Source organism: Kocuria nitroreducens (assembly GCF_042879195.1).
Lineage (GTDB): Bacteria > Actinomycetota > Actinomycetes > Actinomycetales > Micrococcaceae > Kocuria > Kocuria nitroreducens.
In genome coordinates this window covers 42,315-68,821 of the sequence record NZ_JBHZTC010000019.1, presented here as the reverse complement: position 1 = coordinate 68,821, position 26,507 = coordinate 42,315, and the positions used below count along the sequence as shown (strand labels likewise).

Below are 26,507 nucleotides of genomic sequence, written 5' to 3'. Positions count from 1 at the left end.
GACGCGGGGAGAGCACCCGCCCCAGGGACGGATCCCGCTGCCCCTGTGGGCCCTCAGTAGGGCCCGGACCACCCGTCGTCGAGCAGGCCGCGGACGTAGGCGGCCTGGCCGAGGTGCTGCGCGGCGTCGTCGACCGTGCTCATCAGGCGCACCCCGCGGGTGACAGGCGGGGTCCAGGACCGGTCCACCACGTCGTCGAGCTGGGCGGCGGTGAGCCCGTGCACGTAGGCCACCGTGCGCTCCACCACCGCGTCGAGGTAGCCCCGCAACAGCTCGGGGGACGCCACGCGGATCTTCGCGACGTCCTCCGGGCCGTGGCCGAAGCCCATGGAGGAGTCGGGGACGTCCAGGCCGAACCGCTCGCTCCACCCGTCCGCGGTCCACACCTCCTCGGTACCGGCGAGCTGGGCCACCTGCGCGTCCTGCTGGCGGGCCGCGTGCCACATCAGCCAGACCACGGAGTTCGCGGTCCCGCCCGGCATGGTGTTGAGCACCTCCGCCGAGATGCCCGCGAGCACGTGCTCCGCCACCTGGGACGGGCGGCGAGCGGCGTCCTCGAACAGTTCCTGCGGCGTCATCGCGTCCGCTCCCTCCGTGCCGGGGGCCGGGCCGGCCCCTGCCGCCGAGCCTACGTCCCCCCCGGGGGCGGCGTCGCCGTCCGGTGGCGCGGCCAGCCCCGGCGGTGGAGCGGTCAGCGCCCGGCCGGCCGCAGCATGCGGGCGACCGTGAACGCCGCCAGGAGCACCACGGCCGTCATGACCACCACCGTCCAGTGCATGCCCGCGGTGAACGCGGCGACCGCCGCCTCCCGGACGGCGGGACCGAGCGCCCCGGCGCCCTCCGCGATCTCGACGGCTCCGCCGAGGGTCTCGTGCGCCGCGGCCGACGAGCCGGCGCCCAGGGCCGTGGGCAGGTCGAGGTGGCGCTGGTAGAACGCGGTCAGCAGCCCGCCGAGCACGGCCGTGCCCAGCACCGCACCGACCTCGTAGCCGGTCTCCGAGATCGCCGAGGCCGCTCCGGCCTTGTGCGGCGGGGCCGCCGTGAGGACGAGGTCGTTGGACAGGGTCTCGGCGAGCCCGATGCCGGTGCCGACCAGGCAGAAGGCCACGAGGACCACCCCGACGCCGGCGTCCGCGGAGAGGTCGGCGAGGGCGACCACGAGGAAGCCGACCGAGGACAGGAGCATCCCCGCCGTGATCACGGTCCTGGGCGTCAGCCACCGCACGGCGCGCACGGCCACGAAACCGGCGAGGACCGTGAGGACGAGGCCCGGGACCATGGTCAGGCCCGCGGCCATCGGGTCCAGGCCGACCACGAGCTGCAGATACTGGGTCAGCATGAACAGGAATCCGTAGAGCCCCACGTTGCCGAGGACGTTGACGGTCACGCCGCCCCTGAAGCCCGGGTGCCGGAACAGGGCGAGGTCGAGCATCGGGTGCGCCAGAACCGCCTGGCGCCGGACGAAGAGCACACCGGCCAGCACGCCGAAGGCCGCGCTGAGCAGGCCGTGGAAGAGCTCCCCGGAGGCCGTCGCCGCCTTGATGCCGTAGACCACGGGGGTCATGGCGAGCATGGCGAGCAGCACGGACGGGACGTCCACGGGTCCGGGACGGGGGTCGCGCGACTCCGGCACGAGCGCGGGGCCGAGCACGAGCAGGGGCAGCAGCACCGGCACGGACATCAGGAACACCGAGCCCCACCAGAAGTGGTTGAGCAGGAAACCGCCGACGACCGGGCCCAGCGCGGCGCCACCGCTGAAGCCGCCGGCCCACACCGCGATCGCGATCCGGCGCTGCACCGGGTCCAGGAAGATGTTGCGCAGCAGGGACAGGGTCGCGGGCATCAGCATCGCGCCGAAGAACCCCATGGCGGCCCGCCCCGCCACGAGCAGCTCGGCGGTGGGCGCGAAGGCCGACGCCGCGGAGACGGCGGCGAAGCCCGTGCCGCCGATCAGCAGCAGCCGCCGGCGGCCGATCCGGTCGCCGAGGGACCCCATCGGGATGAGCAGGCCGGCGAGCACGAGGGGGTAGACGTCCACGATCCACAGCAGCTGGGCCCCGGTGGGGTGCAGCGCCTGCGAGATGGTGGGCAGCGCGAAGCTCAGCGCCGTGTTGTCGACCGACACGAGCAGGACGGGCATCATCAGGACCGCCAGTGCGGCCCATTCGCGCGCACCGGCCGTGGGGCGGGGCGTCAGCAGAGTGGTCATGGTTCACCTCCGGGGAACGGATCAGGATCGGACAGTCTCAATAACTGTACCGTCTAGACGGTACAGTTATGTACGAGCTGACACAATGGGCACCACGTCCGACCCAGGGAGGTCTTCCTCACATGCCACGCCCACCCGTGGCCCGGGACAAGCTCCTGGCCGCCTTCGAACAGATCGTCCTCGACGACGGCGAGCGCGCCGCGACCCTCGACGCCGTCGCCGCCGCCGCCGGAGTGTCCAAGGGAGGCCTGCTGTACCACTTCCCGCACCGCCACGCCCTCGTGGACGCGACGCTGCAGCGGCTCGAGGAGCTCATGCGCCTGGACCTCGAGGGCATGGCGGCGGCGCCGGACGGGGCCGCGCGCTACTTCCTGGTCACGTCCCTGTTCGAGGACAGCCGGCTGGACCGGGCCCTGATCGTGGCCTCCCGCCTAGTCCAGGCCGGGGACGAGAACGCCCGGGCCGCCCTCAAGCGGCTCGAGGAGGCGTGGTACGAGCTGATCCTCGCGGACGTGGGAGATCCGGTGGTGGCGACCGCGGTCCAGCAGATGGGCGACGGGCTCTACCACAACGCGTCGATCGGGCTGCTGCCCGACGACAGCGCGCAGCGGCACACCATCCTGGAGAACCTCCTGGCCGCGGTGGACCGGCTCAGCCCACGCCCCTGAGCGCCCGGTTCAGGCTCGCACCGCCGCGGCGGCCGTGCGCAGTGCGACGAGGATCCGCTGCCGGGTCTCGGCCCGGCGGTGGCCGTTGCGCAGCGACGGGTGCGGCACGCCGAGCACGGGCAGCAGCCGCGGGGGCTCCTCCACGGTGAGCAGCCGCATCACCCCGGTGAGCGCCGGGGCCCCGAAGGTCACGACGACGCGCAGCTCCGGCAACGCCCCGACCAGGTCCCGCAGGGCCCGTTCCGCCTCGGCCAGGTCCTCCACCCGGGGTGGTCGGTGCCGCCCGTCCGCGTCCCGCAGCGCCCAGGGCACCACGTTCCAGCGCAGGTACTCGCCGCGGGCCAGCCCGGACTCCTCCCGCAGCGCCTTGAAGACCCGGGCGGTGGGATCAGGGTTGTCCTCGGAGCTGAAGCCCAGGTCCCCGGCCGCCACGGTGGCCGGTCCGGGCGCCTCCATGAGCACGAGCGCCCGGGCCGCGGCGCCCCCGCCGTCGGGATCGACCCACGGCACGGACCGGCCGCCCTCGCGCCAGTCCCGGACCAGTGCGTTGAGCGGGGCCACGTGGGGCTCGTCCACCCGGGCGCGCTTGTGCGCGACGGAGGTCATCCGCGTGCCGCGCCGTCCGTCGCGCGCAGCGCGGCGGGGACGTGTTCGGGCCGCAGGCCGATGCCGATGGCCCGCCCGGTGAGGTGGGGCAGGAACGGCAGCGCCCGCACCACCCCCAGCGGCACCGGGGGCCTCGACCGGTCTCCGGGCCGGGACGGCACCAGCCGGCGGGCCAGCACGAGCTGGAACAGCTGGGTGGCGCGCGCCGGCCACGCCCGCCGGCGCTGCACCCGCGCGAGGTCCCGCGCCCGCACCCCGCCGCGCAGCAGCCGCGGCCCGAGGATATTCGCCGCCGCGACCGCGTCCTGGATCGCGAGGTTGATGCCCACGCCGCCGGCCGGGGACATCGCGTGCGCGGCGTCCCCGAGGAACAGCACTCCGGGTCGCCACCAGCGGCGGAGGCGGTCCACGCGCACGCGCAGCAGCTTCACCTGGTCCCAGTCCTCGATCGCCGCGAGCCCCTCCCCCAGCCCCGGGGCGAGCGCGCGCACCCGGTCCCGGAAGGCCTCCAGCCCCTGGGCGTGCAGGGCGTCGTGCTCACCGGCCCGCACGATGAGGGCGGCCTGCCAGTAGCCGGTGCGCGGGAGGGCGACCACCGCGCCGTCGCCGGCGTTGAACAGCGGCTGCTCCTGGCCCTCGCGGCGGGGCACGCGGAACCACAGCACGTCCATCCGGGACGGTGAGGCCGTCGGGGCCAGCCCGGCCGCGGCGCGCAGCACGGAGTCGCGGCCGTCGGCGGCGAGCACCAGCTCTGCCCGGATCCGCACCGCCGCCCCGTCGTCGTCGTGCGCCGAGACCCCGGTGCACCGGCCGTCCTCGACGAGCAGGCCGTCGGCGGCCGTGGAGCGCAGCAGCCGGAAGCCGGGCAGCGCCTCGCCCTTCTCGGCGAGCAGGTCCAGGAAGTCCCACTGCGGCAGGAACGCGATGAACGGGCAGCGCACGGGCAGGCGGTCGAACCGCCCGACCACGACCGTCTCCCCGCCGAGGGAGACCGTGGCGCGCTCCACGCGGGTGTGCGGCAGCGCCAGGACGTCCTCGAGCCAGCCGAGCTCGGCCATCAGCTCCAGGGTGGAGGGGTGCAGGGTGTCGCCCCGGAAGTCGCGCAGGAAGTCCGCGTGCTTCTCCAGCACGACCACGTCCACGCCCTGCTTCGCGAGCAGCACCCCGGCCATCAGCCCTGCGGGTCCTCCGCCCACCACGCAGCACGTGGTCCGCACCTGCTCGGTCGTCTGCTCCGTCGCCACGGGTGCCTCCCGGACCCTCGCCGAACCGCCGTCCCTGCCGAGGGTCCCACCGGGGCCCCGGCCGCGCAAGGGGCCGGCACGGCCGGTCGGCCCGCGCTCCACCGCCCACCGGCCGCGCGAGGTCCGGACCGTGGCCGGGCACCCTTCCCGCCGGCTCGCACTTACGCCAGAGTAGGAACCGCACGGACGAGCGCCGACCCCACCGACAGGAGATCCCCGTGGGCACACTGATCGTCACCGAGTTCATCACCCTCGACGGCGTCGTCGACTCCCCCGGCGGCGGCCCGCACCCGCACGCCGGCTGGACCTTCCAGCACGTCGCCTACGAGGAGGCCGCCTACGAGCTCAAGGACCGGGAGCAGAAGGAGGCGGCGGCGATGCTGATGGGCCGGGTCAGCTACGACGAGTTCGCCCCCGTCTGGCCGTCGATGGAGGAGTTCGCGGAGTACAACGCCATGCCCAAGTACGTGGTCTCCTCCACCCTGGAGGACCCGCAGTGGCACAACACCTCCGTGCTGCGCTCCCTGGACGAGGTCGCGGAGCTGAAGGCCACGGTCGACGGCACCGTCCTCGTGCACGGCAGCGCCACCCTGGCCAAGGGCCTCGCCGCCGCGGCCCTCGTGGACCGGTACCACCTGCTGGTGTTCCCCGTGCTGCTCGGCGCAGGCCGCCGTCTCTTCGACGACAGCACCGACACGTTCCGCACCCTGGAGCTGGTGGAGCACGAGGCTTACGCCAACGGCGTCCTCAAGTGCGTCTACGACGTCGTCCGCTGACCGCCGGCCGGTTCCCAGGAGGTCAGGCACCCTCGTCGCGCGGCTCCTCCGTGCCGCGCTCCAGCAGGCTTTTGTGCTCCTCGATCAGGCGCAGGGAGAGCTCCTTGTAGCCGACCGAGTCGAACAGGACGGTGACCCGGTCCGGCTCCGCGCCCATCACGATCCCGTGGCCCCACTCGCGGTGGATGACCGGGGTCTGGATCTCCCAGCCGTGCGGGGTGGCGGCTGCCCGCTCCGCGGCCTCGGCGGCGGAGCCCGTCTCGGCGCAGACGTCGCAGTGGCCGCACCAGCCGTCGGTCTCCTCGCCGAAGTAGTGGAGCAGCCAGTCCCGCCGGCACCCGTCCGTCTCGGCGTAGCCGCGCATCATGTCGATCCGCGACCGGTCGATCCGCTGCTCGGCCTCAGCCTCCGCGAGCGCGGCGGCGACGGCGGCCTGGGGCGTGGCCCCGTCCACGGCACGGTAGCCCTCGCGCCGTGCGAGCACGCCGCCGCTGTGCTCGAGGAGGTGCAGGGCCCGGGCCTGGGCGCGGGGGCCCAGCCCGGTGTGCTCGCGCAGCTCCCGGGCCCGGACCGGCCCGTGCCGGCGGACCCCGCGGAAGACCTCCTCGAGGTCCTCCTGCTCGGGGGCCGCGCCGGCGAAGTACTGCTGGAGTCCCAGGTCCTCGGAGCGGTAGTGCAGCACGGCGAGGGCCGGTCTCCCGTCCCGGCCGGCCCGGCCGATCCCCTGGTAGTAGCTGTCCAGGGAGTCGGGGATGTCCGCGTGCACCACGAAGCGCACGTCCGGCTTGTCGATGCCCATCCCGAAGGCGGTGGTGGCCACCACCACGTCCAGCTCGTTGCCGAGGAACCGGGCGTGCACCTCGTTCCGATCGGACCGCCTGCGCCCCGCGTGGTAGGCCTCGGCGCGCACGCCGCGCCGGACCAGCTCGGCGGCGCAGTCCTCCGTCTCCTTGCGGGTCGCGACGTAGACCAGCCCCGGGCCCCCGAGCCCGGAGACCTCGTCGAGCACCGCCCGGCGCTTGTCGGAGGCCCGGTGGTGGCGCACCACCCGCAGCTCGATGTCGGGCCGGTCGAAGCTGTGCACCAGGACCAGGGGGTCGCGCAGCCCCAGCCGGTCGACGATCTCGGCCCGGGTGTGCGGGGACGCGGTGGCGGTCAGGGCGACGACGGCCGGGCGCCCCAGCCGTTCGACCGCCTCGTTGAGCCCGAGGTAGTCGGGGCGGAAGTCGTGGCCCCACGAGGAGATGCAGTGCGCCTCGTCCACCACGAACAGGGACGGCGGATGCGCGGCGAGCCGCTGGGTCGTCTCCTCACGGGCCAGCTGCTCGGGGGCCAGGAAGAGGTACTTCGCGTCCCCGCGCTCCACGGCCTCCCAGGCGGCACGCTCACGGCGCGCCCCCACCGTGGAGTTCACCGCGAAGGCGACCTCCGCCCCGAGGTCCTCGTTGATCGCCTGGACCTGGTCGTGCTGTAGGGCGATCAGCGGGGACACGACCACGGCGGTCCCGGGCAGGGCAGCGCCCAGGACCTGGTAGATGGCGGACTTGCCGTGGCCGGTGGGCATCACCGCCAGGACGTCGCGGCCGTCGGCCGCCGCCGCCATCGCCTCGAGCTGCCCCTCGCGGAACTCCTCGATGCCGAAGCGGGTCACGGCGACATCCCGGATCCGTTCCGCGGAGATCCGCGCGGAGATCTCCGCGGTGCGCTGATCCGTGCTCATTCGGGCGACCACCGGATCAGAACGGGAACCGGGCGCGGCTCTCCTCCTGGACGGTGACCCACCGCCGCCCGCTGAACGACTCGACGCCGGCCCGGCCGCCGAACTCGCCGTTGATGACCGGGGCTCGGCTGATGCTCACGGCACTCCTCCCGTCCGATGTGGTCCCGCAGGGGACCGCTCCCGATCCCAAGGGTACTGATCGACTCTCGGAATCACCACGGCGGGTCCGTGTGCGGACCGGGACCGGGCGGACGGGGGCGCAGAATGGGACCCGTGGAGATCATCGTCATCGCCGCCCTCGCGATCCTCGTGGGCTCGGTCCTGCAGCGCGTCTCGGGCACCGGGGTCGGCCTCGTCGTGGCCCCGACCCTCGCGCTGCTGCTGGGCCCCGCCACGGGCGTGCTCGTGACCAACGCGACGACGACCGTCTCCGGGTTCCTCATCATGCTCTCGGTGTGGCGCCACGTGGACTGGCGGCGCTACGCCCTCATCGCCCCGGCCGCCGCGGTGGGCGCCGTGCCGGCGGCGCTCGTGGTGCGCGAGCTGCCCGCCGCCTGGCTTCAGGTGGTGGTGGGCGGCGTGGTGCTGCTGGCCCTGACCACCATGTTCGGGCTCCCCCGTCTGCCCCATTGGCCGGGGCGGCTGCCCACGGTTCTCGCCGGGGCGATCGGGGGGTTCTTCAACACCACGGCGGGGGTGGCCGGCCCGGTCATGGTGATCCACTCCCGGCTGGCCCGGTGGGAGCAGCGCTCCTTCGCCGCGACCCTGCAACCGGTGTTCATGACGATGGGCGCCCTGTCGGTGCTCACCAAGACCCTGCTCGGGGCGGCGGGGACGGGCGGCATGCCGCCGTGGTGGGTGGCCCCCGGCGTAGTGCTCACGGTGGTGCTGGGCGTGCGGATCGGCGGCGTCGTGGCCCGCCGCGTGCCCCTGAGCGCCGCGCGCACGATCGCGCTCGTCCTGGCGGGACTGGGCGGGGCGATCACGCTGGTGCGCGGACTCCTGGGCGTCCTCTGAGCGACGGAGACGACCGTCGACGACATCGCCGCACGTCGCACGTCGCACTTCGGCAACGAAGCGTTGCACGGCGGATCCCGGGAGGTCCTCCGGAACTAGGCTGAGCACACCGACTCAGGGGGCCATCATGGATCGTCAGCGGCATCTCCGCCTGCCGGTGGGACTGGCCACCGCCGTGCTGCTCGTCGCGGCGGCCGCCCCTTCCTCCGCGGCGGCGGAGCCGGGGAACTTCAGCTACGCCCAGGGCTGGCGGGTCGGACAGCACCCGCGGGAGCTGGCCGACGTCAACGGCGACGGGCGCGCCGACGCCGTGGGCTTCGGTGACGCCGGTGTCCTCGTCGGGTACGGCCTCGACGACGGCACCTTCTCCCCCGCCACACTGAAGGCGAGCTCCTTCGGCCGGGACCAGGGCTGGCGGGTCGACCGGCACGAACGCGCGCTGGGGGACCTCAACGCCGACGGACGGGCCGACGTCGCCGGCTTCGGCGAGGACGGCCTGTACCTGTCCTACTCGGTGCCCAACGGGATCATCACCACGCCCACCTACTCCGACCCCGACCTGGCGGACTACGGCGTCGACCAGGGCTGGCGGGTCGACCGGCACCCGCGGCAGCTGGCGGATGTCAACGGCGACGGACGGGCCGACGTCGTCGGCTTCGGCGACGCCGGGACCTATATCTCCGTCGCGAGCCAGGAGGACGACTTCCTCGCGGAGTTCAGGCCCGCGGTGCTCGGTGTGGGCAACTTCGGCCACGACCAGGGCTGGCGGATCGACCGGCACCCACGGCAGCTGGCCGACGTCGACGGCGACGGACGCGCCGACGTCGTCGGCTTCGGCGACGCCGGCACCTACGTCTCCTACGCCCGCCCCGACGGCACCTTCAGCGCCGCCGCCCTGAAGGTCCGCGACTTCGGCCGCGACCAGGGCTGGCGCGTCGACCGGCACCCGCGGGAACTGGCCGACGTGGACGGCGACGGACGTGCCGACGTCGTCGGCTTCGGCGACGCCGGCACCTACGTCTCCTACGCCCGCCCCGACGGGACCTTCAGCGCCGCCGCCCTGAAGGTCCGCGACTTCGGCCACGACCAGGGCTGGCGGGTCGACCGGCACCCGCGCTTCGTCGAGCCGGCCACCTCGGGGCAGGGCGCCGACGTGGTCGGTCTCGGCGACCGGGGTACGTACTTCTCCTTCTCGGGGACCGGGGAGTCGATGTCCCGGCCCTGGCTGGGGTTCGAGGAGTTCGGGCACCTCCAGGGCTGGCGGGTCGACCGGCATCCGCGGGCGCTGGCGGACGTCAGCGGTGACGGCATCCCCGACGTCGTCGGCTTCGGCGAGCGACAGACCCTGGTCGCGACGCTGCTGATCCACGCGGTCCCGCCCGACATCTTCGAGAAGGACCCGGCGACCGGCGGCTGAGGGAACCGGGGTCAGTCTCCCCGCGCCCGGCGCGTCGCGGCGTCGTTGGCCTTCCGGATCGCGTCGACCAGCTCCTTCTTGGTCATGTAGGAGCGGCCCTCGACGCCGAGCCGCTTCGCCACCTCGTAGAGGTGCTGCTTCGAGGCGTTCGCGTCGACCCCGCCGACGGTCTCCGCGCGGGAGTCGCGGCCGCCCGCGGCGTGCTCGTCGGAGGGCCCGTACTCCTCCTTGCCCTCCCAGTGGTCGCCGACCTTCTCGTGCGTGTGCTTGAGCGCGCTGTAGGCCGTGCGCGCCGCGCGCTCCTCGTCGCCGTACTCCTCGAGGGCGGAATCGTAGGTCTTGGCGAACGTGTCCTGCGCCTTCCGCCCCGAGCGCTGCAGGGTGGAGGGCAGCTCGCTCTTCTTGGCGTGGTCGTCCTTGCCGGTCTTGGGCACGAGGTGCTCCTTCCGTGGGGGGGTGGGGGGCCGGTCAGAAGACGGGCATGCCGCCGGTGACGCCGAGGACGATGCCGCTGACGTAGCTGGCCTCGGCCGGGCAGGCCAGGAAGACGTAGGCGCCCGCCAGCTCCGCGGGCTGGGCGATCCGGCCCAGGGGCGTCTCCTTGCCCATGTTCGCCACCGCGCCGGGCTCCTTGGTGGCCGGCCCCAGCGGGGTCCACACCGGTCCGGGGGCCACGGCGTTGACCCGGACGCCCTCGGGGCCGAGCTCGGCGGCGAGGTTGGCGGTGACGTTGTTCAGAGCGGCCTTCGTGGCCGCGTAGTCGACCATCGACACCGAGGGGTCGTAGGCCTGCACGGACGTGGTGCTGATGATGCTGTCCCCGCGGCCGAGGTGCGGCAGCGCCGCGCGGCTGACCCAGAGGGTGCCGTAGAGGTTGGTGCGCACGGCGCGCTCGAGGTCCTCCGTGGCGAGCCCCTTGAGCCCTGCCTCCCCGCGGGCCCAGTGGAAGCCCGCGTTGTTCACGACCACGTTGAGCCCGCCGAGCCCCTCGACCGCCCGGTCCACGATGTCCTGGCAGGTCTGCTCCTCGCGAACATCCCCGGGCACCAGGACGGCCGTGCGGCCGGCCTTCTCGATCCACCCCGCCACGTCCTGGGCGTCCTCCTGCTCCTCGGGCAGGTAGTTGATCGCCACGTCGGCGCCCTCCCGGGCGAACGCGATCGCCACGGCCCGGCCGATCCCGGAGTCCCCGCCGGTGATCAGGGCCTTGAGCCCCTCCAGCCGGCCCCGGCCCGCCCAGGACGCCTCTCCGTGGTCGGGCACGGGGTCCATGGCGGCCGTCAGTCCCGGGGGCGTCTGCTGCTGCTCGCGCATCCCGCCCTCGTCGTCGGCCATCGCGCGGGCGTGCTGGGAGACGGGTGACTCCGGCATGTCGGGCTCCTTCAATCAGGTTGCTTATCTTTTGTTGCTCCCACCCTAGGAGGGCGGGGCACGCCTTGTCTTCCCCTGCGGGCACAAACTTCCGCGCCGGCCGTGGACATCCCTCGACGCTCCTCGAGTTCCGTTGATAGGTTCGCGGCACGCACCCGACCGCGCACCGACCACCCGGGAGAGACCGCATGAGCCCCGACATGAAACCCCGAAGCCGCCAGGTCACCGACGGCATCGACGCGACCGCCAGCCGGGGCATGCTCCGCGCCGTGGGCATGGGCGACGACGACTGGGAGAAGCCCCAGGTCGGTATCGCCAGCTCCTGGAACGACATCACCCCGTGCAACCTGTCCCTGGACCGGCTGGCCGAGGGCTGCCGGGAAGGGGTGCACTCCGGAGGTGGTTACCCCCTGCAGTTCGGCACGATCTCCGTCTCGGACGGGATCTCCATGGGTCACATGGGCATGCACTTCTCGCTGGTCTCGCGCGAGGTGATCGCCGACTCCGTGGAGACCGTCATGCAGGCCGAGAGGCTCGACGGGTCCGTGCTGCTGGCCGGGTGCGACAAGTCCCTGCCAGGCATGCTCATGGCCGCCGCCCGCCTGGACCTGGCGTCCGTGTTCCTCTACGCGGGGAGCATCGCCCCGGGCTGGGTCAAGCTCAGCGACGGGACGGAGAGGGAGGTCACGCTCATCGACGGGTTCGAGGCGGTCGGTGCATGCAAGGCCGGGCTCATGGGGAAGGCGGACCTCGACCGGATCGAGCGGGCCATCTGCCCGGGCGAGGGCGCCTGCGGCGGGATGTACACGGCGAACACCATGGCGTCGATCGCGGAGGCCCTGGGCATGAGCCTGCCCGGCTCCGCGGCCCCGCCCTCGGCGGACCGGCGGCGGGACCAGTTCGCCCACCGCTCCGGGGAGGCCGTCGTCGAGATGCTGCGGCAGGGCATCACCGCGCGGGACATCATGACGCGGCAGGCCTTCGAGAACGCCATCACGGTGCTCATGGCCCTCGGCGGGTCCACGAACGCCGTCCTGCACCTGCTCGCCATCGCCCACGAGGCGGAGGTGGAGCTGGGCCTCGAGGACTTCAACCGGATCGGGGACCGCGTGCCCCACCTGGCGGACCTGAAGCCGTTCGGCCGGTACGTTATGAACGACGTCGACCGGCACGGCGGCATCCCCGTGGTCATGAAGGCCCTGCTCGACGCCGGGCTGCTGCACGGGGACGTGCTCACCGTGACCGGCCGGACGCTGGCCGAGAACCTCGCCGTCCTGGACCCGGACCCCATCGACGGACAGGTGATCCGCACCCTCGACAACCCGATCCACCGCACGGGCGGCATCACGGTCCTGCACGGCTCGCTGGCCCCGGAGGGGGCGGTGGTGAAGTCCGCGGGCTTCGACGCGGAGGTGTTCGAGGGCCCGGCCCGCGTGTTCGAGCGCGAGCAGGCCGCGATGGACGCCCTCGAGGCCGGCGAGATCACGGCCGGGGACGTGCTCGTCATCCGCTACGAGGGCCCCAAGGGCGGTCCCGGCATGCGCGAGATGCTGGCCATCACGGGGGCGATCAAGGGCGCGGGGCTGGGCAAGGACGTGCTGCTGCTCACGGACGGGCGGTTCTCGGGCGGCACCACGGGCCTGTGCATCGGCCACATCGCGCCGGAGGCCGTCGACGCCGGACCCGTCGCGTTCCTGCGCGACGGCGACCGGATCCGGGTGGACCTGGCGGCCCGGTCCCTGGACCTGCTGGTGGACGCCGAGGAGCTGGCGCAGCGCCGCAGCGGCTGGGCACCCCTGCCCCCGCAGTACGCAGGAGGCGTGCTGGGCAAGTACGTCAAGCTGGTGCGCTCGGCGTCGCTGGGCGCCGTCACCGGCTGACCGGACGCCTCCGCCGCTCCTCGGGAGCGCCGGGTCTCCCGCTGACGCACCGGGCCCCGACCGCGTGCGGTCGGGGCCCGGTGCGTGGACCGGGTCGGCTCAGAGCGGGCCGCCCGCGGGGCGGTCGTCGATGCGCCGGGTCGTGGGGTCCGCGTCCAGGTCCGCGTCGACGGTGTCGTCGGCGAGCGCCTCGTCCACGGTGGGGATCGGTGGGACCTCCCCGGTCACGGTCTCCTCCCCGGGCACCCCCGGTGACGCGGGCGCGGCCGGCGCGGCGGACGGTGCGGTCGACTCGAAGGTGACCGGCTCCGTGTCCGGACCCGAGTCGTTCTTCTTCGCCGCGGCGGCCACCCCGGCGGCGGCCACCCCGGCCGCGGCGACGCCCGCGGCGACCGCCTTGCCCGACACCCCGGCCTTGCCGTCGTCACCGCGGGAGGCCGCGGCCTGCTCCACACCGGGCGTGCCGGCAGGGGCGCCCTCGTTGACGGAGCCCCGCCAGGCGCCGGTCGCGTACCCCTCGGCCTCGATGAACTTCTTGAACCGCTCGAGGTCTCCCTCGGCCTGGTTCTCGACCACGTTGAGCTTGTCGCCGACCTTCTCCACGAGGCCCTCGGGCTCGTACTCGAGGACCAGGTGCACCTCGGTCCGGCCGTTGCCGGCGTCGTGGAACATCACGGTGCCGGCGTTGGTGGCACCCTCGGTGGCGGCCCAGGAGACCCGGCTGTCGGGGACCTGCTCCACGATCCTCGCCTCCCACTGCCGGCGGACGCCGGCGAGCTCGGCGACCCACTCGAGGCGGTCGTCACCGAGCTGGGTCACGCTCTTCACGCCGTTCATGAAGTGGGGGAAGTCCTCGAACTGGGTCCACTGGTTGTACACGGTGCTCAGCGGCACGTCGACCACGACTGTCTTCTCGACCTTGGTGCTCATGGCATCTCCTTCGATCCGTCTCGATGATCAGTTGTGACGAAAAATCGCCTGTTCGCCAGTGTGCTTACGGTACCGCTCGGAGTGCCGTGTGGCCAGAGCTTCCCGGCCCGGACGGGTCCCGGGAGGCACCGGCCGCCGTGAGCGATGGCCGACTATGGACTTGACGTGGGCGGACAGGGAGAATTGCCGGACAACCTGCGGGGGGCTCGACATGGCGAAACTCGAGACAGAATTCCGGACACTGGTCTCCGTCCAGGACGCGCGGGCACCTGATGCCATCGAGGGGCACCTCGCGTGGGGGCGTCTGGTGGACAGCGACTACGTGCTGGTGCACGGCCCACCGGACTGGCTGGGGCGGGACGTCGACCCCGAGGTGCTGATCGCCCGGGTCGCCTCGGGACGGACGGACGAGGTCGAGCGGATCCGGATCTCCCGGATCCAGTTGCACGGCGTCCTGCACGACCCGTCGTCCGAGATGACGGGCATCCGGCTCGACCGCCCGTCCGGGTGCCCGGCGCAGTGCCCCCCGGACGGCGCGGGCTCCGATCGCCGGCTCGCCACGGGCGCCGAACTGTGCTCGGCGGTGGACACGGTGCTGGGGCCCTCCCCCGCCGAGGAGGCCCTGGACTCCACCGAGGACGCCCTGCGGCCCGTGGTGGCGTGGGAGGAGATCCGGCGCCACTCGATCGTCGAGGACTGCCGCCTGCCCGCTCCTCCCGTCGAGCGGATGTGGATCTGCACTGTCTTCGGCAGGTCCGTGTGTAGCTGAGCGGGGGCCGATGAGATACCGGAGGTACCCCTCGCGCGTGGCCCTGGACCTCGTCGCGGTGCCGGTGCTGTGGGGGATCGAGCTCCAGATCACGTGGGACCGCACGGCGGAGCCGGACGTGGTCACCCCCTGGGTCGTCGTGCTCTCGGCCGCGCTGCTGTACCTGCCCCTGTTCTGGCGCCGGCGGTGGCCCCTGGCGGTGGCGACCCTGGTGGCACTGGGCGCTGCGGGTGTCGCGCTGCTCGGATTCGGGTTCCACCCCATCTTCTGCGTCTGGTTGGCCCTCTTCGCGGTGGCCGCGCACTGCTCGGCCCGGAAAGGGCTCCTCGGCCTGACGCTCGCCTTCCTGCCGGTTGCCACGAGCGTGCACGCCACGGTCCAGGACACTCCCGATCCGTCGATGCGGTTCGCCGCGTTCGTCGTCGCCGCGCTGTTCCTCACCGTGGCCCATGTGGTCGTCTTCGGCGTGGGCCGGTGGGTCCGCTGGAGCGTGGCCCAACGGGCGCTCGTGGCCCGTCTGGCGGCCGCCCGGGCCGAGACCGAGGAGCGCCAGCGCATCGCCCGGGAGCTGCACGACGTCGTGGCCCACGCGGTGAGCCTCATGGTGCTCCAGGCAGGGGGGGCCGAGCGTGTCATGGACCGGGACCCGGAGCGGGCCCGGGCGGCGCTGCGTCAGGTGGGCGAGCTCGGCGAGCAGGCTGTCACGGAGCTGCGGCGCATGCTGGGCCTGCTCTCCCCGGCGCCGTCGGCACAGGAGCAGGCCGCGCAGACGCCCGTGGGGCTGCAGCACCTGGACAGCCTGCTCGAGCACCTGCGCGCAGCGGACCGGGACGTGGAGTTCTGCGTGGCGGGCGATCCGGGCCTCCTGGAGCCGGCAGTGGACGAGGCCGCGTACCGCATCGCACAGGAGGCCCTGACCAACGCCGTCAAGCACGCCGACCCGGACCGACCGGTCCGGGTCGCGCTCTCCTGGGGCCCCCGGGTCGTCGAGCTCTCGGTCCGCACGGACGGTGCCGGGGCCCGTGGCCGCCTCTCCACCCGGCTCTCGACCGGGCACGGGGTGCGGGGGATGGAAGAGCGGGCCCGGGCGGTGGGGGGCGAGGCGACGGCCGGACCCGACCGGCACGGGGGATACCTGGTGTCGGCACGGCTGCCCGCCCAGCCGGCCGGCCCGGACGACACCGCGGCGGAGGACGCCGAAGCGACCACGGCGGCCACCGGCCGCGGGGAGGGCACCGGATGACACGGGACACGGAACCCGCACCCGTCCGGGTGCTCGTGGTGGACGACGAGGCGATGGTGCGCTCCGGACTGGCCATGCTCCTCACGGCCGAGCCGGACCTGGTCGTCGTCGGGGAGGCGGCCGACGGCGCGGCGGCCGTCGAGGAGACCGCGCGCCTGCAGCCGGACGTGGTGGTCATGGACGTGCGCATGCCCGGCACGGACGGAGTGGCCGCCACCCGCGTGCTCACGTCCGACACGTTCCTGGACCGGGTGCCGAACGTCGTCACCGTCCTGATGCTGACGACCTTCAACGAGGACGCCGCCGTCCACGCCGCCCTGCGGGCGGGCGCCTCCGGCTTCATCCTCAAGAGCTCCGCGCCGAAGGTCCTGGCGGACGCCGTCCGCTCCCTCGCCCGCGGCGGGGGCTGGCTGGACCCGGACGTGACCCGCCGGCTCCTGACCGAGTTCGGCCGGCACCCCGATCCATCCGCTCCTCCGCCCGAGCAGCTGGAGCAGCTGACCCGGCGGGAGCGCGAGGTCCTGGTCGCCGTCGCCCACGGCCTGACCAACGCGGAGATCGCCCGGCGCCTGTTCCTCAGCGAGGCCACGGTGAAGACCCACGTCCACCGGATCTTCCTCAAGCTGGGTGTCAGCGAGCGCGCGCAGGCGGTCACGGCCGCGTTCAAGAGCGGGCTCGTCAAGCCCACCGACCGCTTCTGATCCCTGCGCGTACCACCCCGGTTGTACACGGGAGTTCAACTCCCGGGTGGACGCCGGGCAGTGCCCCCGACTGCGAACCTTGTCCTGTCGGTTCGAGGAGTTCCCCTCCGGACCCCGGGAAGGAACCACCGGCGCCCACGACATCCGTTCTGACGCAGGAGACCCGAAATGTCCATCGAAACCACCTCGTCCACTGCCTCGCAGCCGACCGGCGCCCGCCGCTACGCCCGCAAGGCGGTGCTCTCCCTGACCTCCCTGACCCTGGCCGCGGGCGCCCTTCCCCTGCTGGGCGCCCCGGCCCAGGCCGCCCCGGCGCCGGCCGCCACGACGCAGTCCGCGGTGCTCGAGACGGCGTCGCAGAAGCCGCACCAGAAGCACTGCTCGGTCGACGCCCACAAGCCCTCCTGGAAGTGGCACCACGGGAAGAAGGTCGTCAAGTACCCGTTCCACGTGAAGTGCCACAAGGGATACAAGGTGCACGTCAAGCAGGAGTACTACGCGGTGGACAAGCACGGCGACAGCCACTACCTGGGCGACCACCACTACCAGCACCACTTCAAGGGCGGCGACTGGGGCGGCGAGCACTACAAGCACCTGGGCCACCACGACGCCAAGAAGGTCTACCACGTGGTCAAGTACAAGTACTACGACGGCAAGTCCTGGTCCTCCTGGCACCAGCACACCAGCCACTGGGCCGGTCTCGGCCACTGAGCGGACAGCGCCCGGGGGTCGGCCGGACACCGGCCGCCCCCCGGACCGCTCCCCTCCCGACGTCCCCGAGGCCGTCCCCGGCGCTCCGCGCGGGGGACGGCCTCCCGACACCACAAGAGCCCATCATGGACCTCACCCACCAGCACCCCACCACTAGGGCCTGGGACCTCGCCCCCGGCGACACGTTCCACGGGCGCACCATCGCGGCCGTCCACGGCATGGTGGGGCTCGCCCTCAGCCCGGTGGCCGTCTTCTCCTTCACAGAGGACAGCCGCGAGCACCGCGCCCAGGCCCGGATCGGGGCCGCCCACTGCGAGACGCACCAGCACTACGACGAGATCATGCTCAGCGCCCGCGCGTGGGTCCGCACCCACGGCCTGCGCGAGGGCGATGCCCTGGACCTGCACCGGCTGCGGACCGAGGTCATGGCCGCGGCCGCCCGGAACTGACCCCGCCCCCGACCCTCCCGTGCGTCTCGTCCCCCGCGAGCAGCGGTGCGATCCGGTACGGGATGACCGTGCGCAGGAACATGCTCGTGGAGGTCCGCAGGATGCCGGGGCACAGCCGGATCTCCTCGGAGACCCGGTACAGGTCCTCGGGGTCCCTGGCCACCACCCGGCACAGCAGGTCCGTCTGGCCGGCGGGGGCGAACACCTCGATGACCTGGGGGATCGCCTGCAGGCCGGCGATCGCCTCGTCGAGCTGGTGCTGGTCGAGCTCCACGGCCACGCTCGCGGCCAGGCCGTAGCCGAGCGCCGCGGGCGTCACCCGGGTGCTGTGCGGGCGCAGCGCGGGGCTCGCGCGGTAGCGCTCGAGCCGGGCGTGGATCGTCCCGCGCGCCAGGCCCGTGCGCTGCGCCAGGGCCAGCACGGTCATCCGCGGGTCCTCGTCCAGCGCCGCCAGGATCTTCCGGTCCGTCTCGTCCAGCGGACCGGCGCCGGCCCCGACGTTCGTCATGCTGACCACAGCACCCTCCCTTCCCTGGCCCGATCTGATCAATCTGACCAGTTCCAGAGTAGACATTTGCGCACCCTGCCGATCAGGGTGTCCACTGGTGGTCATACGGTGCGTCCCCTGACCCGGTTCGGCGCATCCCGGCCGCCGCCGGTCGCCCACGAAGCGTCCCGCGTCCCGCGCCGCTCGGCATCCCGCAGCGGCACAGGCCCCCTTCCGGCCCGCGGGAGCTCCCCGGAGCTCCCGCGGGCCGGGTGCTGTCCCCGGCACGTGACGGCGCCGCCCGGCCCGGGCGCGACGCCAGGGACAGGTCTCAGTCGTCCCAGCCCTCCTGCGGCGTGGCGCAGGACTCCCTGAAGACGTACTGGGAGATCCGGCGCCGCTCCCGGCTGGACCAGTCGATGGCCGGGCGGCGGTGCTCCTCCGGGACGTAGCCCAGACGGTAGACGGCCATGAGCTCGAGGTCCTCGGGCACGTCCAGGAGGTCCACGATCTCGGCCCACCGGGCGGGGGCCTCCATGGGGAAGGAGATGAACTGGATGCCCATGCCGAGCTCCACGGTGGTCAGCCAGAGGTTCTCCATGGCCGCGCCCATGGAGAACAGCGAGTAGAACCCGGAGAGCTCCCCGGGCCGGTACTCGCGGCGGTCGAGCATCACGCCGAGCAGCAGCGGCGCCCCGGCCACGAGCTTGTGGTTCTCCGAGCCCAGGGTCTGCGGCACCCGCAGCCGGTTCATCATCGCCTGCCCGCCCGGGGTGAACGCCTTCTTGGTGAAGGGGCGCAGCACGGTGGGCAGCTTGTCGAACAGCATCCCGAAGCGCTGCTCCTCCATCTCCTGCCTGCTGAACCGGAAATAGCGCTTGTACCGGTCGAAGAAGGTCCCCTCGGCCATCACCTGCGTCATGGAGTCGGCGCTGATCCGGGCGATCCGGTCGATGGTCCCCCGGTCCTCGATCAGCACGAAGCGCCAGGGCTGACTGTTGAACTGGGAGGGCGCGGCCGCGGCCGTGCGCAGCAGCAGCTTCTGGTGCTCCGGGGACACCCGGTCCGGCAAGAACGGCCCGTTGGTGGTGCGGCGGCTGAAGACGACGTCGAGGAACTCCATGTGCTCTCCGGTCAGGTCGGGCGGATCGGGTCGGGTCGGCGGATCAGCCCGCGCGGGCGGCGCGGGCTCGGAACAGGGCGGTGGCGTAGAACGGCGCAGCGGACAGTGCCGCGAGCGCGTGGCGGCGCGGGTGCCCCTGGGCGGGCGTGCCGACGTGCGGCAGGGCGGCCAGGGGCAGCAGCGCCGGGGCCAGGGCCCGGCCCGCCGCGCGCCCGGTGGCGGAGGACGAGCCGGCGGAGAGGACCGCGGCCAGCGCCGTCGTCGTGGTGGTGGTGATGTAGAGGGCGTGGTGGATCCAGCGGAACCGGCCCGTGCGCACGAGCCCGGCGCCCACGGACGCCCCCAGGGCGGCGTTGGCGGCCCAGCACGCACTCGCGAGGCCGATCCACGGGCCGGGCCCCGAGCCCACGGCACGCACGGTGTGTCTCACGCGGTCCCCTTCTGCCGTCCGATCCTGCCCGGCACCGGCCGGGAGCCCCAGTCTAGTGACGGCCCCGCGCGCCGCTCCCGGCCCGCCGGGCTCCTTGGCGGATCGTGTCGGCGCGCGGAGAATGGGCAGATGCCCTCCGTCCTGTCGCACGCCCGGCCCGATCTCTCCCGGCGGGACGGCGAGCTGCGCGAGCTCATGGACGACCCCTGCTGCGACCTCGCCGCGCTGCGGCGCACGTACGCGCGCTTCGACGTGGTCAACTCCCTGGTCGCCGGGTGGTCGGCGACCTACCGGCGCGGGATCCGGCCCCTCGCCGAGCCCGGCCGGCCGCTGACCCTCCTGGACGTCGGCTCCGGTGGCGGGGACGTGGCCCGCGCCCTGGCCCGGTGGGCGCAGCGGGACGGGGTCGACCTGCGGATCACCGGCATCGACCCGGACGCCCGCGCCCACGACTGGGCCTCGGCACGGACCGCCCGCTGGTCGGCACGGCACCCGCGGGCAGCGACCCCGGTCTTCCGGCGGGTCACCAGCCGGGAGCTGGTCGCCGCCGGCGAGACGTTCGACGTCGTGGTCTCCAACCACCTGCTCCACCACCTGGACCCCGGGCCCCTGCGGGAGCTCGCCGCGGACTCGGAGCGGCTGGCCGGCCGGCTCGTGGTGCACAACGACCTCGTGCGCAGCCCGGCGGCCTACCGGCTGTACTCGGTGGGCGTGCTGCCCCTGGCCCCGGGCTCTTTCCTGCGCACCGACGGGCTGCGGTCACTGCGCCGGGCCTACCTGCCCCACGAGCTGCTCGAGCTCGTCGGGCCGGGCTGGCGGGTGCCGCCCGGGTCGTTCGCCCACCAGCAGATGACCCTGGACGTTCACCCCTGATTCACGCGTGCCCCGCAGACTGGCACCGACACGACGGGGCCGGCACCGGCCGGCCCGGGAACGGAGAACCAGTGAAGATCGCGATCCTCGGTGGCGACGGCTTCTGCGGCTGGCCCGCCGCCCTGCACCTGTCCGCGCGCGGCCACGACGTGGTCGTGGTCGACAACCTCTCCCGCCGCGCCATCGACGTCCAGCTCGGGACGGAGTCGCTGACCCCCATCCGCGGCCTCGACGAGCGCCGTGCGGCGTGGCAGGAGCTGACGGGCCGGCAGATCGGCGTCGCCGAGATCGACCTCGCCGAGGACTACGAGGCGTTCCTCGACCTGCTCGTCATCGAGCGCCCGGACGCCGTGGTGCACTTCGCGGAGCAGCGGGCGGCGCCGTACTCCATGCGCACGCCCCGCACGAAGCGCTACACCGTGGACAACAACGTCAACGCCACGCACAACGTGCTGTGCGCGGTCGTGGAGTCCGGCCTGGACGTCCACCTCGTGCACCTAGGCACCATGGGGGTCTACGGGTACGGCACCGCCGGGATGAGGATCCCCGAGGGCTACCTGGACGTGGAGGTCCCCGGACCGCACGGCGGCGTGGCCCAGCAGATTCTCTACCCCTCCCACCCCGGCTCGCTCTACCACATGACCAAGGTCCTGGACCAGACCATGTTCGCGTTCTACGCCCGGAACGACGGGCTGCGGATCACCGACCTGCACCAGGGCATCGTCTGGGGCACCAGCACCGCGGAGACGGCGCTCGACGAGCGGCTCGTCAACCGGTTCGACTACGACGGCGACTACGGCACGGTCCTCAACCGCTTCCTCGTCCAGGCGGCGGTCGGCCACCCGCTGACCGTGCACGGCACCGGCGGGCAGACCCGCGCGTTCATCCACATCCAGGACACGGTCCGGTGCGTGGAGCTGGCTCTGCTCCACCCCCCGGCGGCCGGCGACCGCGTGAAGATCTTCAACCAGATGACGGAGACCCACCGGGTCCGCGACCTCGCGGAGCTCGTGGCCGGGCTCACCGGCGCGGAGGTGGAGACGGTCCCCAACCCCCGCCAGGAGTCCGCGGAGAACGACCTGCACGTCGACAACGGCGCGTTCCTGGATCTCGGCCTGCGGCCCACCACTCTCTCGGAGGGGCTGCTGCTCGAGGTCGAGCAGACGGCCGTGCGCTGGGCCCACCGCGTGGAGCCCTCCCGCATCCCGGCACTGTCCGTGTGGAACGCCCGCCGGCGCCCGGGGATCCCGGCGCGGCCGGCGCGCCCCGCGGCAGCGCGCGTGGGCGTCTGAGCCGGCGGATGCGGATCGCGCTCTGGACGGACGTCTTCGTCCCGAACGTCGACGGCGTGGTGACCCGCCTGACCCGAACCCTCGACGAGCTCGGCGATCTCGGCCACGAGGTGCTCGTGCTCACGCCGGGGGATCCGCCCGCGCGCTGGGGTCCGCACCAGGTGGTCCGGGCCCCGTCCGTGGCGTTCCCCTGGTACCCGGACATCCGGGGAGGCCTGCCGTCCCCGCGCGTCGAGCGCGCCGTGTCGGCGTTCCGCCCCGACGTGGTGCACGCCGTGAACCCGGTGTGGCTCGGGGCGTGGGGCGCGCTCTCCGCGAGGGTGCGGGACCTCCCGCTGCTGGCGTCCTTCCACACCGACGTGCCGCAGTACATGAGCGCGCTCGGGCTCGGCCCCCTGCGCCGGCCCGTGCAGGGGTGGATCCGCAGGACGCACAACCTCGCCGAGGTCAACCTGTGCACGTCCGGCCCCATGGTGGAACGGGCCGAGGCCCTGGGGGTGCGCCACGTGGCGCTGTGGCCCAAGGGCGTGGACACCGACCTGTTCCACCCCGCCAAGGTCTCCGCCGGGATGCGGTCCCGGCTCACCGACGGTCACTCCGAGGAGAAGCTGGTGCTCTCCGTGGGCCGGCTGTCGCGGGAGAAGGACGTGGCGGCGCTGCTCGAGCCGATCCGGCGGCTGCCCGGCACCCGGCTCGCCGTGGTGGGCGACGGTCCGCACCGGCCGGAGCTCGAACGGTGCTTCGCCGGCACCCCCACGGTCTTCCCGGGCCGGCTCGCCGGGGAGGAGCTGGCCGCCGCGTACGCCTCGGCGGACGTGCTCGCGTTCCCGTCCACCACCGAGACCCTGGGGCTCGTGGCCCTGGAGTCCCTGGCGAGCGGGGTGCCGGTGGTCGGTGCCCGGGCCGGAGGCATCCCGTTCGCGGTGGACGACGGGCGGACCGGGCTGCTCGTGCCCCCCGGCGACACGGACGCGCTCACCGAGGGCCTGGCCCGGCTGCTGGACGACGCGGCCCTGCGCGGGCGGATGGGCGCGGCCGGCCGGGCCGAGGCGGAGGGGCTCGGCTGGCGGGCGGCGACCGAGTTTCTCGCGGCCTCCTACCACGAGGCGGTCGAGCGGCACCGGAGCCGCCGGCGGCGGCCCCGGCGTCCCGCCGGCTGAGCACCCCGGTGGTGCTCTCGACTCCACCCCTGGAGGTGTTTCCAGTGGTGCTCAGGACGGCCCGGGGTCCGGGGGCCGGGGCCCGGGGTCCGGGGGCTGTCCGGCGCGCGCAGGACGGGACCGGGGCACCCTGCCGCCCCCGGACGCACCGATGGCGGAGATCCGGCCCGTTCCCGGCCGACTCATCTGTTCACTATTGCCAATGCAGCCTACCGGCAAGTATTTTGACGGCACAGCAGTCCGTCGGACGCGCCCCGGAGCTCCGCGAGATCCCCGGTGCACGCCGCACGACCAGCCGCACGACATTTCCTGTCGCCTCCGCCACCGCGCGGATCGGCGACGCGGGGGGAGGTCATGCCGCGCGCTGCCGGCCGCGGGGTGAGCCCGGGGCGACGACCGAGCACAGGAGACACAGGACATGACTGCTGGAAAGACATGGGCGGCCACGGGCGCCACGGCCGCGATGCTGGCCGGGAGCCTCTTCGTCGGCGCCCCGGCGGCCGTCGCGGCCCCCGGGGACCCCGCCTGCCTGCAGGCCACGGCGCAGCTGGACGCGGCGCTGGCCGGGGCCGGTCTCACGCCCGAATCGCTCGGGGCGCTCGACCTGTCGGCCGAGGCCGTGGCCGCCGCCGAGGCCCAGTACGCCGCGCTCGTCGAGGGCGCCGGCGGGCCGGCCATGCAGGAGCTGGAGGCCGCCGCGGCCGCGCTGATGGCGGCCCAGGAGTCCGGCGACCCGGAAGCCGTCGCCCAGGCCGAGGCCCGCCTCGTCGAGCTCGACCAGCAGCTCGCCGCCGCGCTCGGCACGCTCGACCCCGCGGTCGCCGAGCAGGCCCTCGCCGACGCCGCCGTGACGTTCGAGGCGCTCCTGGCCGACTTGGCCCTCGACGAGGCCACGGTCAACCAGCTCCTCGTGCTCCTGGACCAGGCCGTGGTGGCCTGCGAGGGACCCGCCGCCCCGGTCCCCGTGGTGGTCCCGGAGGTCCCGGCGCCGGTGCTCCCGGCACCGGTCGAGGCCTCCCCGGTCGAGGCCTCCCCGGTCGAGGCCTCCCCGGTCGAGGCCGCCCCGGTCCAAGCAGCCCCGGTCGAGGCTGCCCCGGCGCCCGTCGTGGTGGCACCCGTCGAGACCGCGCCCGCGGCGGTCAACCCGGGACTCAACATGCAGACGGCCGCCGCGGAGCACGAGCAGCACCCCGGTGGTGGCCTGCTGGCCGGGCTGCTCGCCGCGGGGATCGCCGCGAGCGCGGCGGGCGCGCTGCGCCTGCGGCGGCGCAGCCGGTCCTGAGCCGTCCGCCGTCCCGCGGCCCCACGGGCCGCGGGACGGCGCTGTCTCCGGCCGGGCGACGGCCTCAGCCCCGGGTCACGGCGCTGCTGCCGGCCGTCGGTGCGGTCGGGGGGTCGAGGACCGCCACCAACCGGGCCAGGTCCTGAGCCGCGGCCAGGACGAGCCGGCCCTCCGCCCGGGAGGGGTCGGGGAGATCGGAGTGGAGCCGTCCCACGAGGGAACGGACCCGCTCCGCCGCCTCCTCCGGATCCTCGCCGGCGGCCCACGCACGCACCGCGTCGGCGGCGGACTGCGCCGCCTCGGCGAGCCGGTCGCTCAGGGCTGCGGGCACCAGCCAGTCGTGCTGCTCGTGGTCGTAGAGCTCGCGCACCGCGTCCGTGAAGCCGCGGAGGTGGAAGATCACGTTCTCGAGCTTCAGCAGGGAGTCGTAGCCGGGGTCCTCCGGGTCCGCGGTGCGTCGCCGCCGCCGCCGGAGCACCATCCGGGGGTTGCCGCGGGCGCTGCGCGCCGACTCGTCGACCGCCTCGCGCACCTCGCTCGTGATCCGCACCAGGGCGTGGTTGCGCCGGCGCCAGTCCCGCCCCCCGGTGGTCCCGGGTTCCGCGAACTCCCCGGCGACGTCCTCCAGGTAGTCGACGACGACGCGCTGCAGTCGGTCGAGCTGCAGGCGGGCGGTGCGGAAGTCCAGCGGTGGGAACACCGTCACGTTGACGATCAGGCCGATCGCCACGCCCACCGACATCTGCACGAGGAAGCCCGCCGAGAAGCCCTCGGCGTCCTGGCCCCCGACGATGAGGACGAACAGGGCGCCGACCGGGACGTACTCCGCCCCGGCCCCGAGCCTGCGGATGCCCGCTAGGAGGACGCCCAGGCCGACCGCCACGGCGACCGTCACCAGGTTGGGCTCGCCCACCAGCAGGACCCCGCCCGCCAGGAGGATGCCCAGGGCGATGCCGGCCACCGTCTGGAGTCCCGCGCGCACCGAGCCCAGCACGGTCGGGTACATCGCGGAGATGGCGCCCAGTGGTGCGTAGTAGGGATACTCGTCGAGCACCCCGGGCATCCGCTGGGCCACCGCCCAGGACAGGGCCACGGCGAGCGAGGTCTTGAGGGCCAGGAGGATCCGGGCGCCGCGTATCGTCTGCACGCGGACATCCTACGGACCGGCCGGTAGGATCGAGCCGCCGACCGCTCCTTCGAGAGCCCGCCCCGAGGAGCACCCCATGAGCCGACCGCCGCACCGGCGTCTGCTGCTGGTCCTCGCCGTGGGGGCGGGCGGGGCGCTGGGCACCGGGGCCCGCCACGGCCTCGCCCTGCTGGTGCCGACGGTGGCCGGCTGGCCCCTGGCCACCCTGACGGCGAACCTGCTCGGGGCGTTCCTGCTGGGGATGCTCCTGGAGTCCCTCCTGCGGCGCGGCGAGGAGACCCCTCGCGGGATGCTGCTGCGCCTCGGCGCGGGCACCGGGGCCCTGGGCGGGTTCACGACGTTCTCGTCGCTCGCCCTCGAGACGGAGCGGATGCTGGCCGGCGGGACCGCAGCACAGGCGCTGGCCTACGTGGGGATCTCGCTGGGCTGCGGGGTCCTGGCCTGCCTCGCCGGCTCCGTCCTCGCGGCCCGGGGGCGGCGCGCGTGACCGCCGTGCTGATCTGCCTCCTCGGCGGGCTGGGGGCCATGGCCCGGTTCACGGTGGACGGGACCGTGCGGCAGCGGTGGGGCACGACTTTTCCCGCCGGCACCGTGGTCGTCAACGTGAGCGGCTCCTTCCTGGCCGGGATCCTGTCCGGCGCCGCGCTGACCGGGACGCTGGGCGGGCCCGCGGAGGCGGCCGCCGTGATCGGCTTCTGCGGCGGATACACCACCTTCTCCACCGCGATGGCCGACACCGTGCGGCTGGCCCGGGACGGATCGCCGCTCCGGGCGGTGCTCAACGCCGCGGGCACCGGCGCGCTGACCGTGCTCGCGGTGCTCGCCGGGCTGGCCACGGCCGCACCGCTGTTCTGAGCGGCCCCTTCCCGGCATCCGCGGGGACCCCGGGTGCGCCACGTCACATGTTAAATTAGTGAGCATTCACTATTCATGGTTCTGCCGGCAGCTCGCGACCCCCGGGCCGCGGTCCTCGTCGACCACCCACCAGGAATGAGAGTCGAT

General features: G+C 73.9%; 29 protein-coding genes. 16 read left to right on the top strand and 13 right to left on the bottom strand.

Annotated features, from left to right (window positions below; translation table 11 throughout):
* Positions 1-53: 53 nt before the first annotated feature.
* Both ACFYE1_RS13500 and ACFYE1_RS13495 read right to left on the bottom strand, forming a co-directional pair.
* Positions 54-578 carry a mycothiol transferase gene (locus ACFYE1_RS13500; protein WP_387743709.1) on the bottom strand — a complete coding sequence of 175 codons (525 nt, stop codon included), beginning with the start codon at positions 576-578 and terminating at the stop codon, positions 54-56.
* Between the two features lie 113 nt (positions 579-691).
* Entirely contained in the window at positions 692-2,209 is a 1,518-nt protein-coding gene (locus tag ACFYE1_RS13495; RefSeq protein WP_387743706.1) for an MFS transporter, read from the bottom strand.
* Positions 2,210-2,331: 122 nt separating this feature from the next.
* Here ACFYE1_RS13495 and ACFYE1_RS13490 point away from each other — a divergent pair, with 122 nt between their 5' ends.
* Positions 2,332-2,877 carry a TetR/AcrR family transcriptional regulator gene (locus ACFYE1_RS13490; protein ID WP_387743704.1) on the top strand — a complete coding sequence of 182 codons (546 nt, stop codon included), beginning with the start codon at positions 2,332-2,334 and terminating at the stop codon, positions 2,875-2,877.
* 9 nt (positions 2,878-2,886) lie between these two features.
* Here ACFYE1_RS13490 and ACFYE1_RS13485 read toward each other — a convergent pair whose 3' ends face one another.
* Complete coding sequence (locus ACFYE1_RS13485; RefSeq protein WP_387743701.1) at positions 2,887-3,483, bottom strand: uracil-DNA glycosylase; 597 nt, start codon at positions 3,481-3,483, stop codon at positions 2,887-2,889.
* A complete protein-coding gene (locus ACFYE1_RS13480; RefSeq protein WP_387743698.1) occupies positions 3,480-4,727 on the bottom strand; it encodes an FAD-dependent oxidoreductase in 1,248 nt (415 codons plus the stop codon). The genes ACFYE1_RS13485 and ACFYE1_RS13480 overlap by 4 nt, the downstream gene beginning before the upstream one ends.
* A 218-nt stretch (positions 4,728-4,945) precedes the next feature.
* Between ACFYE1_RS13480 and ACFYE1_RS13475 the strand changes: the two genes are divergently transcribed.
* Positions 4,946-5,503 carry a dihydrofolate reductase family protein gene (locus ACFYE1_RS13475; protein ID WP_387743695.1) on the top strand — a complete coding sequence of 186 codons (558 nt, stop codon included), beginning with the start codon at positions 4,946-4,948 and terminating at the stop codon, positions 5,501-5,503.
* A 22-nt stretch (positions 5,504-5,525) separates the two neighbouring features.
* On the opposite strand, the gene ACFYE1_RS13470 is transcribed toward ACFYE1_RS13475, so the two are convergent.
* Together ACFYE1_RS13470 and ACFYE1_RS13465 are read right to left on the bottom strand one after the other, a co-directional pair.
* A complete protein-coding gene (locus tag ACFYE1_RS13470; RefSeq protein WP_387743692.1) occupies positions 5,526-7,223 on the bottom strand; it encodes a RecQ family ATP-dependent DNA helicase in 1,698 nt (565 codons plus the stop codon).
* Positions 7,224-7,239: 16 nt separating this feature from the next.
* Positions 7,240-7,362, bottom strand: a complete 123-nt coding sequence (locus ACFYE1_RS13465) for a hypothetical protein (RefSeq protein WP_387743689.1) — start codon at positions 7,360-7,362, stop codon at positions 7,240-7,242.
* A 125-nt stretch (positions 7,363-7,487) separates the two neighbouring features.
* Between ACFYE1_RS13465 and ACFYE1_RS13460 the strand changes: the two genes are divergently transcribed.
* Positions 7,488-8,240 carry a TSUP family transporter gene (locus ACFYE1_RS13460; protein ID WP_387743686.1) on the top strand — a complete coding sequence of 251 codons (753 nt, stop codon included), beginning with the start codon at positions 7,488-7,490 and terminating at the stop codon, positions 8,238-8,240.
* Positions 8,241-8,367: 127 nt separating this feature from the next.
* Positions 8,368-9,657: an FG-GAP repeat domain-containing protein gene (locus tag ACFYE1_RS13455; RefSeq protein ID WP_387743683.1), complete on the top strand. Its 1,290-nt coding sequence runs from the start codon at positions 8,368-8,370 to the stop codon at positions 9,655-9,657.
* An 11-nt stretch (positions 9,658-9,668) separates the two neighbouring features.
* On the opposite strand, the gene ACFYE1_RS13450 is transcribed toward ACFYE1_RS13455, so the two are convergent.
* Together ACFYE1_RS13450 and ACFYE1_RS13445 are read right to left on the bottom strand one after the other, a co-directional pair.
* On the bottom strand, positions 9,669-10,091 hold the full coding sequence (locus ACFYE1_RS13450) for a ChaB family protein (RefSeq protein ID WP_387743680.1): 423 nt from the start codon (positions 10,089-10,091) through the stop codon (positions 9,669-9,671).
* A 34-nt stretch (positions 10,092-10,125) separates the two neighbouring features.
* On the bottom strand, positions 10,126-11,028 hold the full coding sequence (locus tag ACFYE1_RS13445) for an SDR family oxidoreductase (protein WP_387743677.1): 903 nt from the start codon (positions 11,026-11,028) through the stop codon (positions 10,126-10,128).
* 188 nt (positions 11,029-11,216) lie between these two features.
* Between ACFYE1_RS13445 and ilvD the strand changes: the two genes are divergently transcribed.
* Entirely contained in the window at positions 11,217-12,908 is a 1,692-nt protein-coding gene (gene ilvD / locus ACFYE1_RS13440) for a dihydroxy-acid dehydratase (protein ID WP_387743675.1), read from the top strand.
* 99 nt (positions 12,909-13,007) lie between these two features.
* Here the strand turns inward: ilvD and ACFYE1_RS13435 are convergent, their stop codons facing one another.
* Positions 13,008-13,838 carry an SRPBCC family protein gene (locus ACFYE1_RS13435; RefSeq protein ID WP_387743672.1) on the bottom strand — a complete coding sequence of 277 codons (831 nt, stop codon included), beginning with the start codon at positions 13,836-13,838 and terminating at the stop codon, positions 13,008-13,010.
* Between the two features lie 211 nt (positions 13,839-14,049).
* Here ACFYE1_RS13435 and ACFYE1_RS13430 point away from each other — a divergent pair, with 211 nt between their 5' ends.
* From ACFYE1_RS13430 to ACFYE1_RS13410, 5 genes are all read left to right on the top strand, one after another.
* Complete coding sequence (locus tag ACFYE1_RS13430) at positions 14,050-14,607, top strand: hypothetical protein (RefSeq protein WP_387743669.1); 558 nt, start codon at positions 14,050-14,052, stop codon at positions 14,605-14,607.
* A gap of 10 nt (positions 14,608-14,617) precedes the next feature.
* Positions 14,618-15,850, top strand: coding sequence for a sensor histidine kinase (locus ACFYE1_RS13425; RefSeq protein WP_387743666.1), 1,233 nt, complete (start codon positions 14,618-14,620; stop codon positions 15,848-15,850).
* A complete protein-coding gene (locus tag ACFYE1_RS13420) occupies positions 15,847-16,551 on the top strand; it encodes a response regulator (RefSeq protein WP_387743663.1) in 705 nt (234 codons plus the stop codon). Before ACFYE1_RS13425 ends, ACFYE1_RS13420 begins: the two co-directional genes overlap by 4 nt.
* Positions 16,552-16,719: 168 nt before the next feature.
* A complete protein-coding gene (locus ACFYE1_RS13415; RefSeq protein WP_387743660.1) occupies positions 16,720-17,262 on the top strand; it encodes a hypothetical protein in 543 nt (180 codons plus the stop codon).
* Between the two features lie 125 nt (positions 17,263-17,387).
* On the top strand, positions 17,388-17,711 hold the full coding sequence (locus ACFYE1_RS13410) for a hypothetical protein (RefSeq protein ID WP_387743657.1): 324 nt from the start codon (positions 17,388-17,390) through the stop codon (positions 17,709-17,711).
* On the opposite strand, the gene ACFYE1_RS13405 is transcribed toward ACFYE1_RS13410, so the two are convergent.
* From ACFYE1_RS13405 to ACFYE1_RS13395, 3 genes are all read right to left on the bottom strand, one after another.
* Positions 17,686-18,219, bottom strand: a complete 534-nt coding sequence (locus ACFYE1_RS13405) for an Lrp/AsnC family transcriptional regulator (protein ID WP_387743654.1) — start codon at positions 18,217-18,219, stop codon at positions 17,686-17,688. The two genes, ACFYE1_RS13410 and ACFYE1_RS13405, sit on opposite strands and share 26 nt — an antisense overlap.
* 310 nt (positions 18,220-18,529) lie before the next feature.
* Positions 18,530-19,321 (bottom strand): nitroreductase family protein, encoded by a 792-nt coding sequence (locus ACFYE1_RS13400; protein WP_387743651.1) that lies wholly within the window; start codon positions 19,319-19,321, stop codon positions 18,530-18,532.
* Between the two features lie 43 nt (positions 19,322-19,364).
* Complete coding sequence (locus ACFYE1_RS13395) at positions 19,365-19,751, bottom strand: hypothetical protein (RefSeq protein WP_387743648.1); 387 nt, start codon at positions 19,749-19,751, stop codon at positions 19,365-19,367.
* Between the two features lie 129 nt (positions 19,752-19,880).
* On the opposite strand from ACFYE1_RS13395, the gene ACFYE1_RS13390 reads away from it, so the two are divergent.
* The 4 genes from ACFYE1_RS13390 to ACFYE1_RS13375 all read left to right on the top strand — a co-directional run bounded on the left by ACFYE1_RS13390 (position 19,881) and on the right by ACFYE1_RS13375 (position 24,358).
* The gene (locus ACFYE1_RS13390; RefSeq protein WP_387743645.1) at positions 19,881-20,624 is read left to right on the top strand and encodes a methyltransferase domain-containing protein; all 744 of its coding nucleotides are present in this window, start codon (positions 19,881-19,883) and stop codon (positions 20,622-20,624) included.
* Between the two features lie 71 nt (positions 20,625-20,695).
* Positions 20,696-21,916, top strand: coding sequence for an NAD-dependent epimerase/dehydratase family protein (locus tag ACFYE1_RS13385; protein ID WP_387743642.1), 1,221 nt, complete (start codon positions 20,696-20,698; stop codon positions 21,914-21,916).
* Between the two features lie 8 nt (positions 21,917-21,924).
* A complete protein-coding gene (locus ACFYE1_RS13380) occupies positions 21,925-23,076 on the top strand; it encodes a glycosyltransferase family 4 protein (protein WP_387743639.1) in 1,152 nt (383 codons plus the stop codon).
* 418 nt (positions 23,077-23,494) lie between these two features.
* Complete coding sequence (locus ACFYE1_RS13375) at positions 23,495-24,358, top strand: hypothetical protein (protein WP_387743636.1); 864 nt, start codon at positions 23,495-23,497, stop codon at positions 24,356-24,358.
* Between the two features lie 64 nt (positions 24,359-24,422).
* Here the strand turns inward: ACFYE1_RS13375 and ACFYE1_RS13370 are convergent, their stop codons facing one another.
* Positions 24,423-25,505 carry an FUSC family protein gene (locus ACFYE1_RS13370; protein WP_387743633.1) on the bottom strand — a complete coding sequence of 361 codons (1,083 nt, stop codon included), beginning with the start codon at positions 25,503-25,505 and terminating at the stop codon, positions 24,423-24,425.
* A 76-nt stretch (positions 25,506-25,581) separates the two neighbouring features.
* On the opposite strand from ACFYE1_RS13370, the gene ACFYE1_RS13365 reads away from it, so the two are divergent.
* Both ACFYE1_RS13365 and ACFYE1_RS13360 read left to right on the top strand, forming a co-directional pair.
* Positions 25,582-25,992 carry a fluoride efflux transporter FluC gene (locus ACFYE1_RS13365; RefSeq protein WP_387743630.1) on the top strand — a complete coding sequence of 137 codons (411 nt, stop codon included), beginning with the start codon at positions 25,582-25,584 and terminating at the stop codon, positions 25,990-25,992.
* Complete coding sequence (locus ACFYE1_RS13360) at positions 25,989-26,360, top strand: fluoride efflux transporter FluC (RefSeq protein WP_387743627.1); 372 nt, start codon at positions 25,989-25,991, stop codon at positions 26,358-26,360. Before ACFYE1_RS13365 ends, ACFYE1_RS13360 begins: the two co-directional genes overlap by 4 nt.
* The last annotated feature ends 147 nt before the right edge of the window (positions 26,361-26,507 follow it).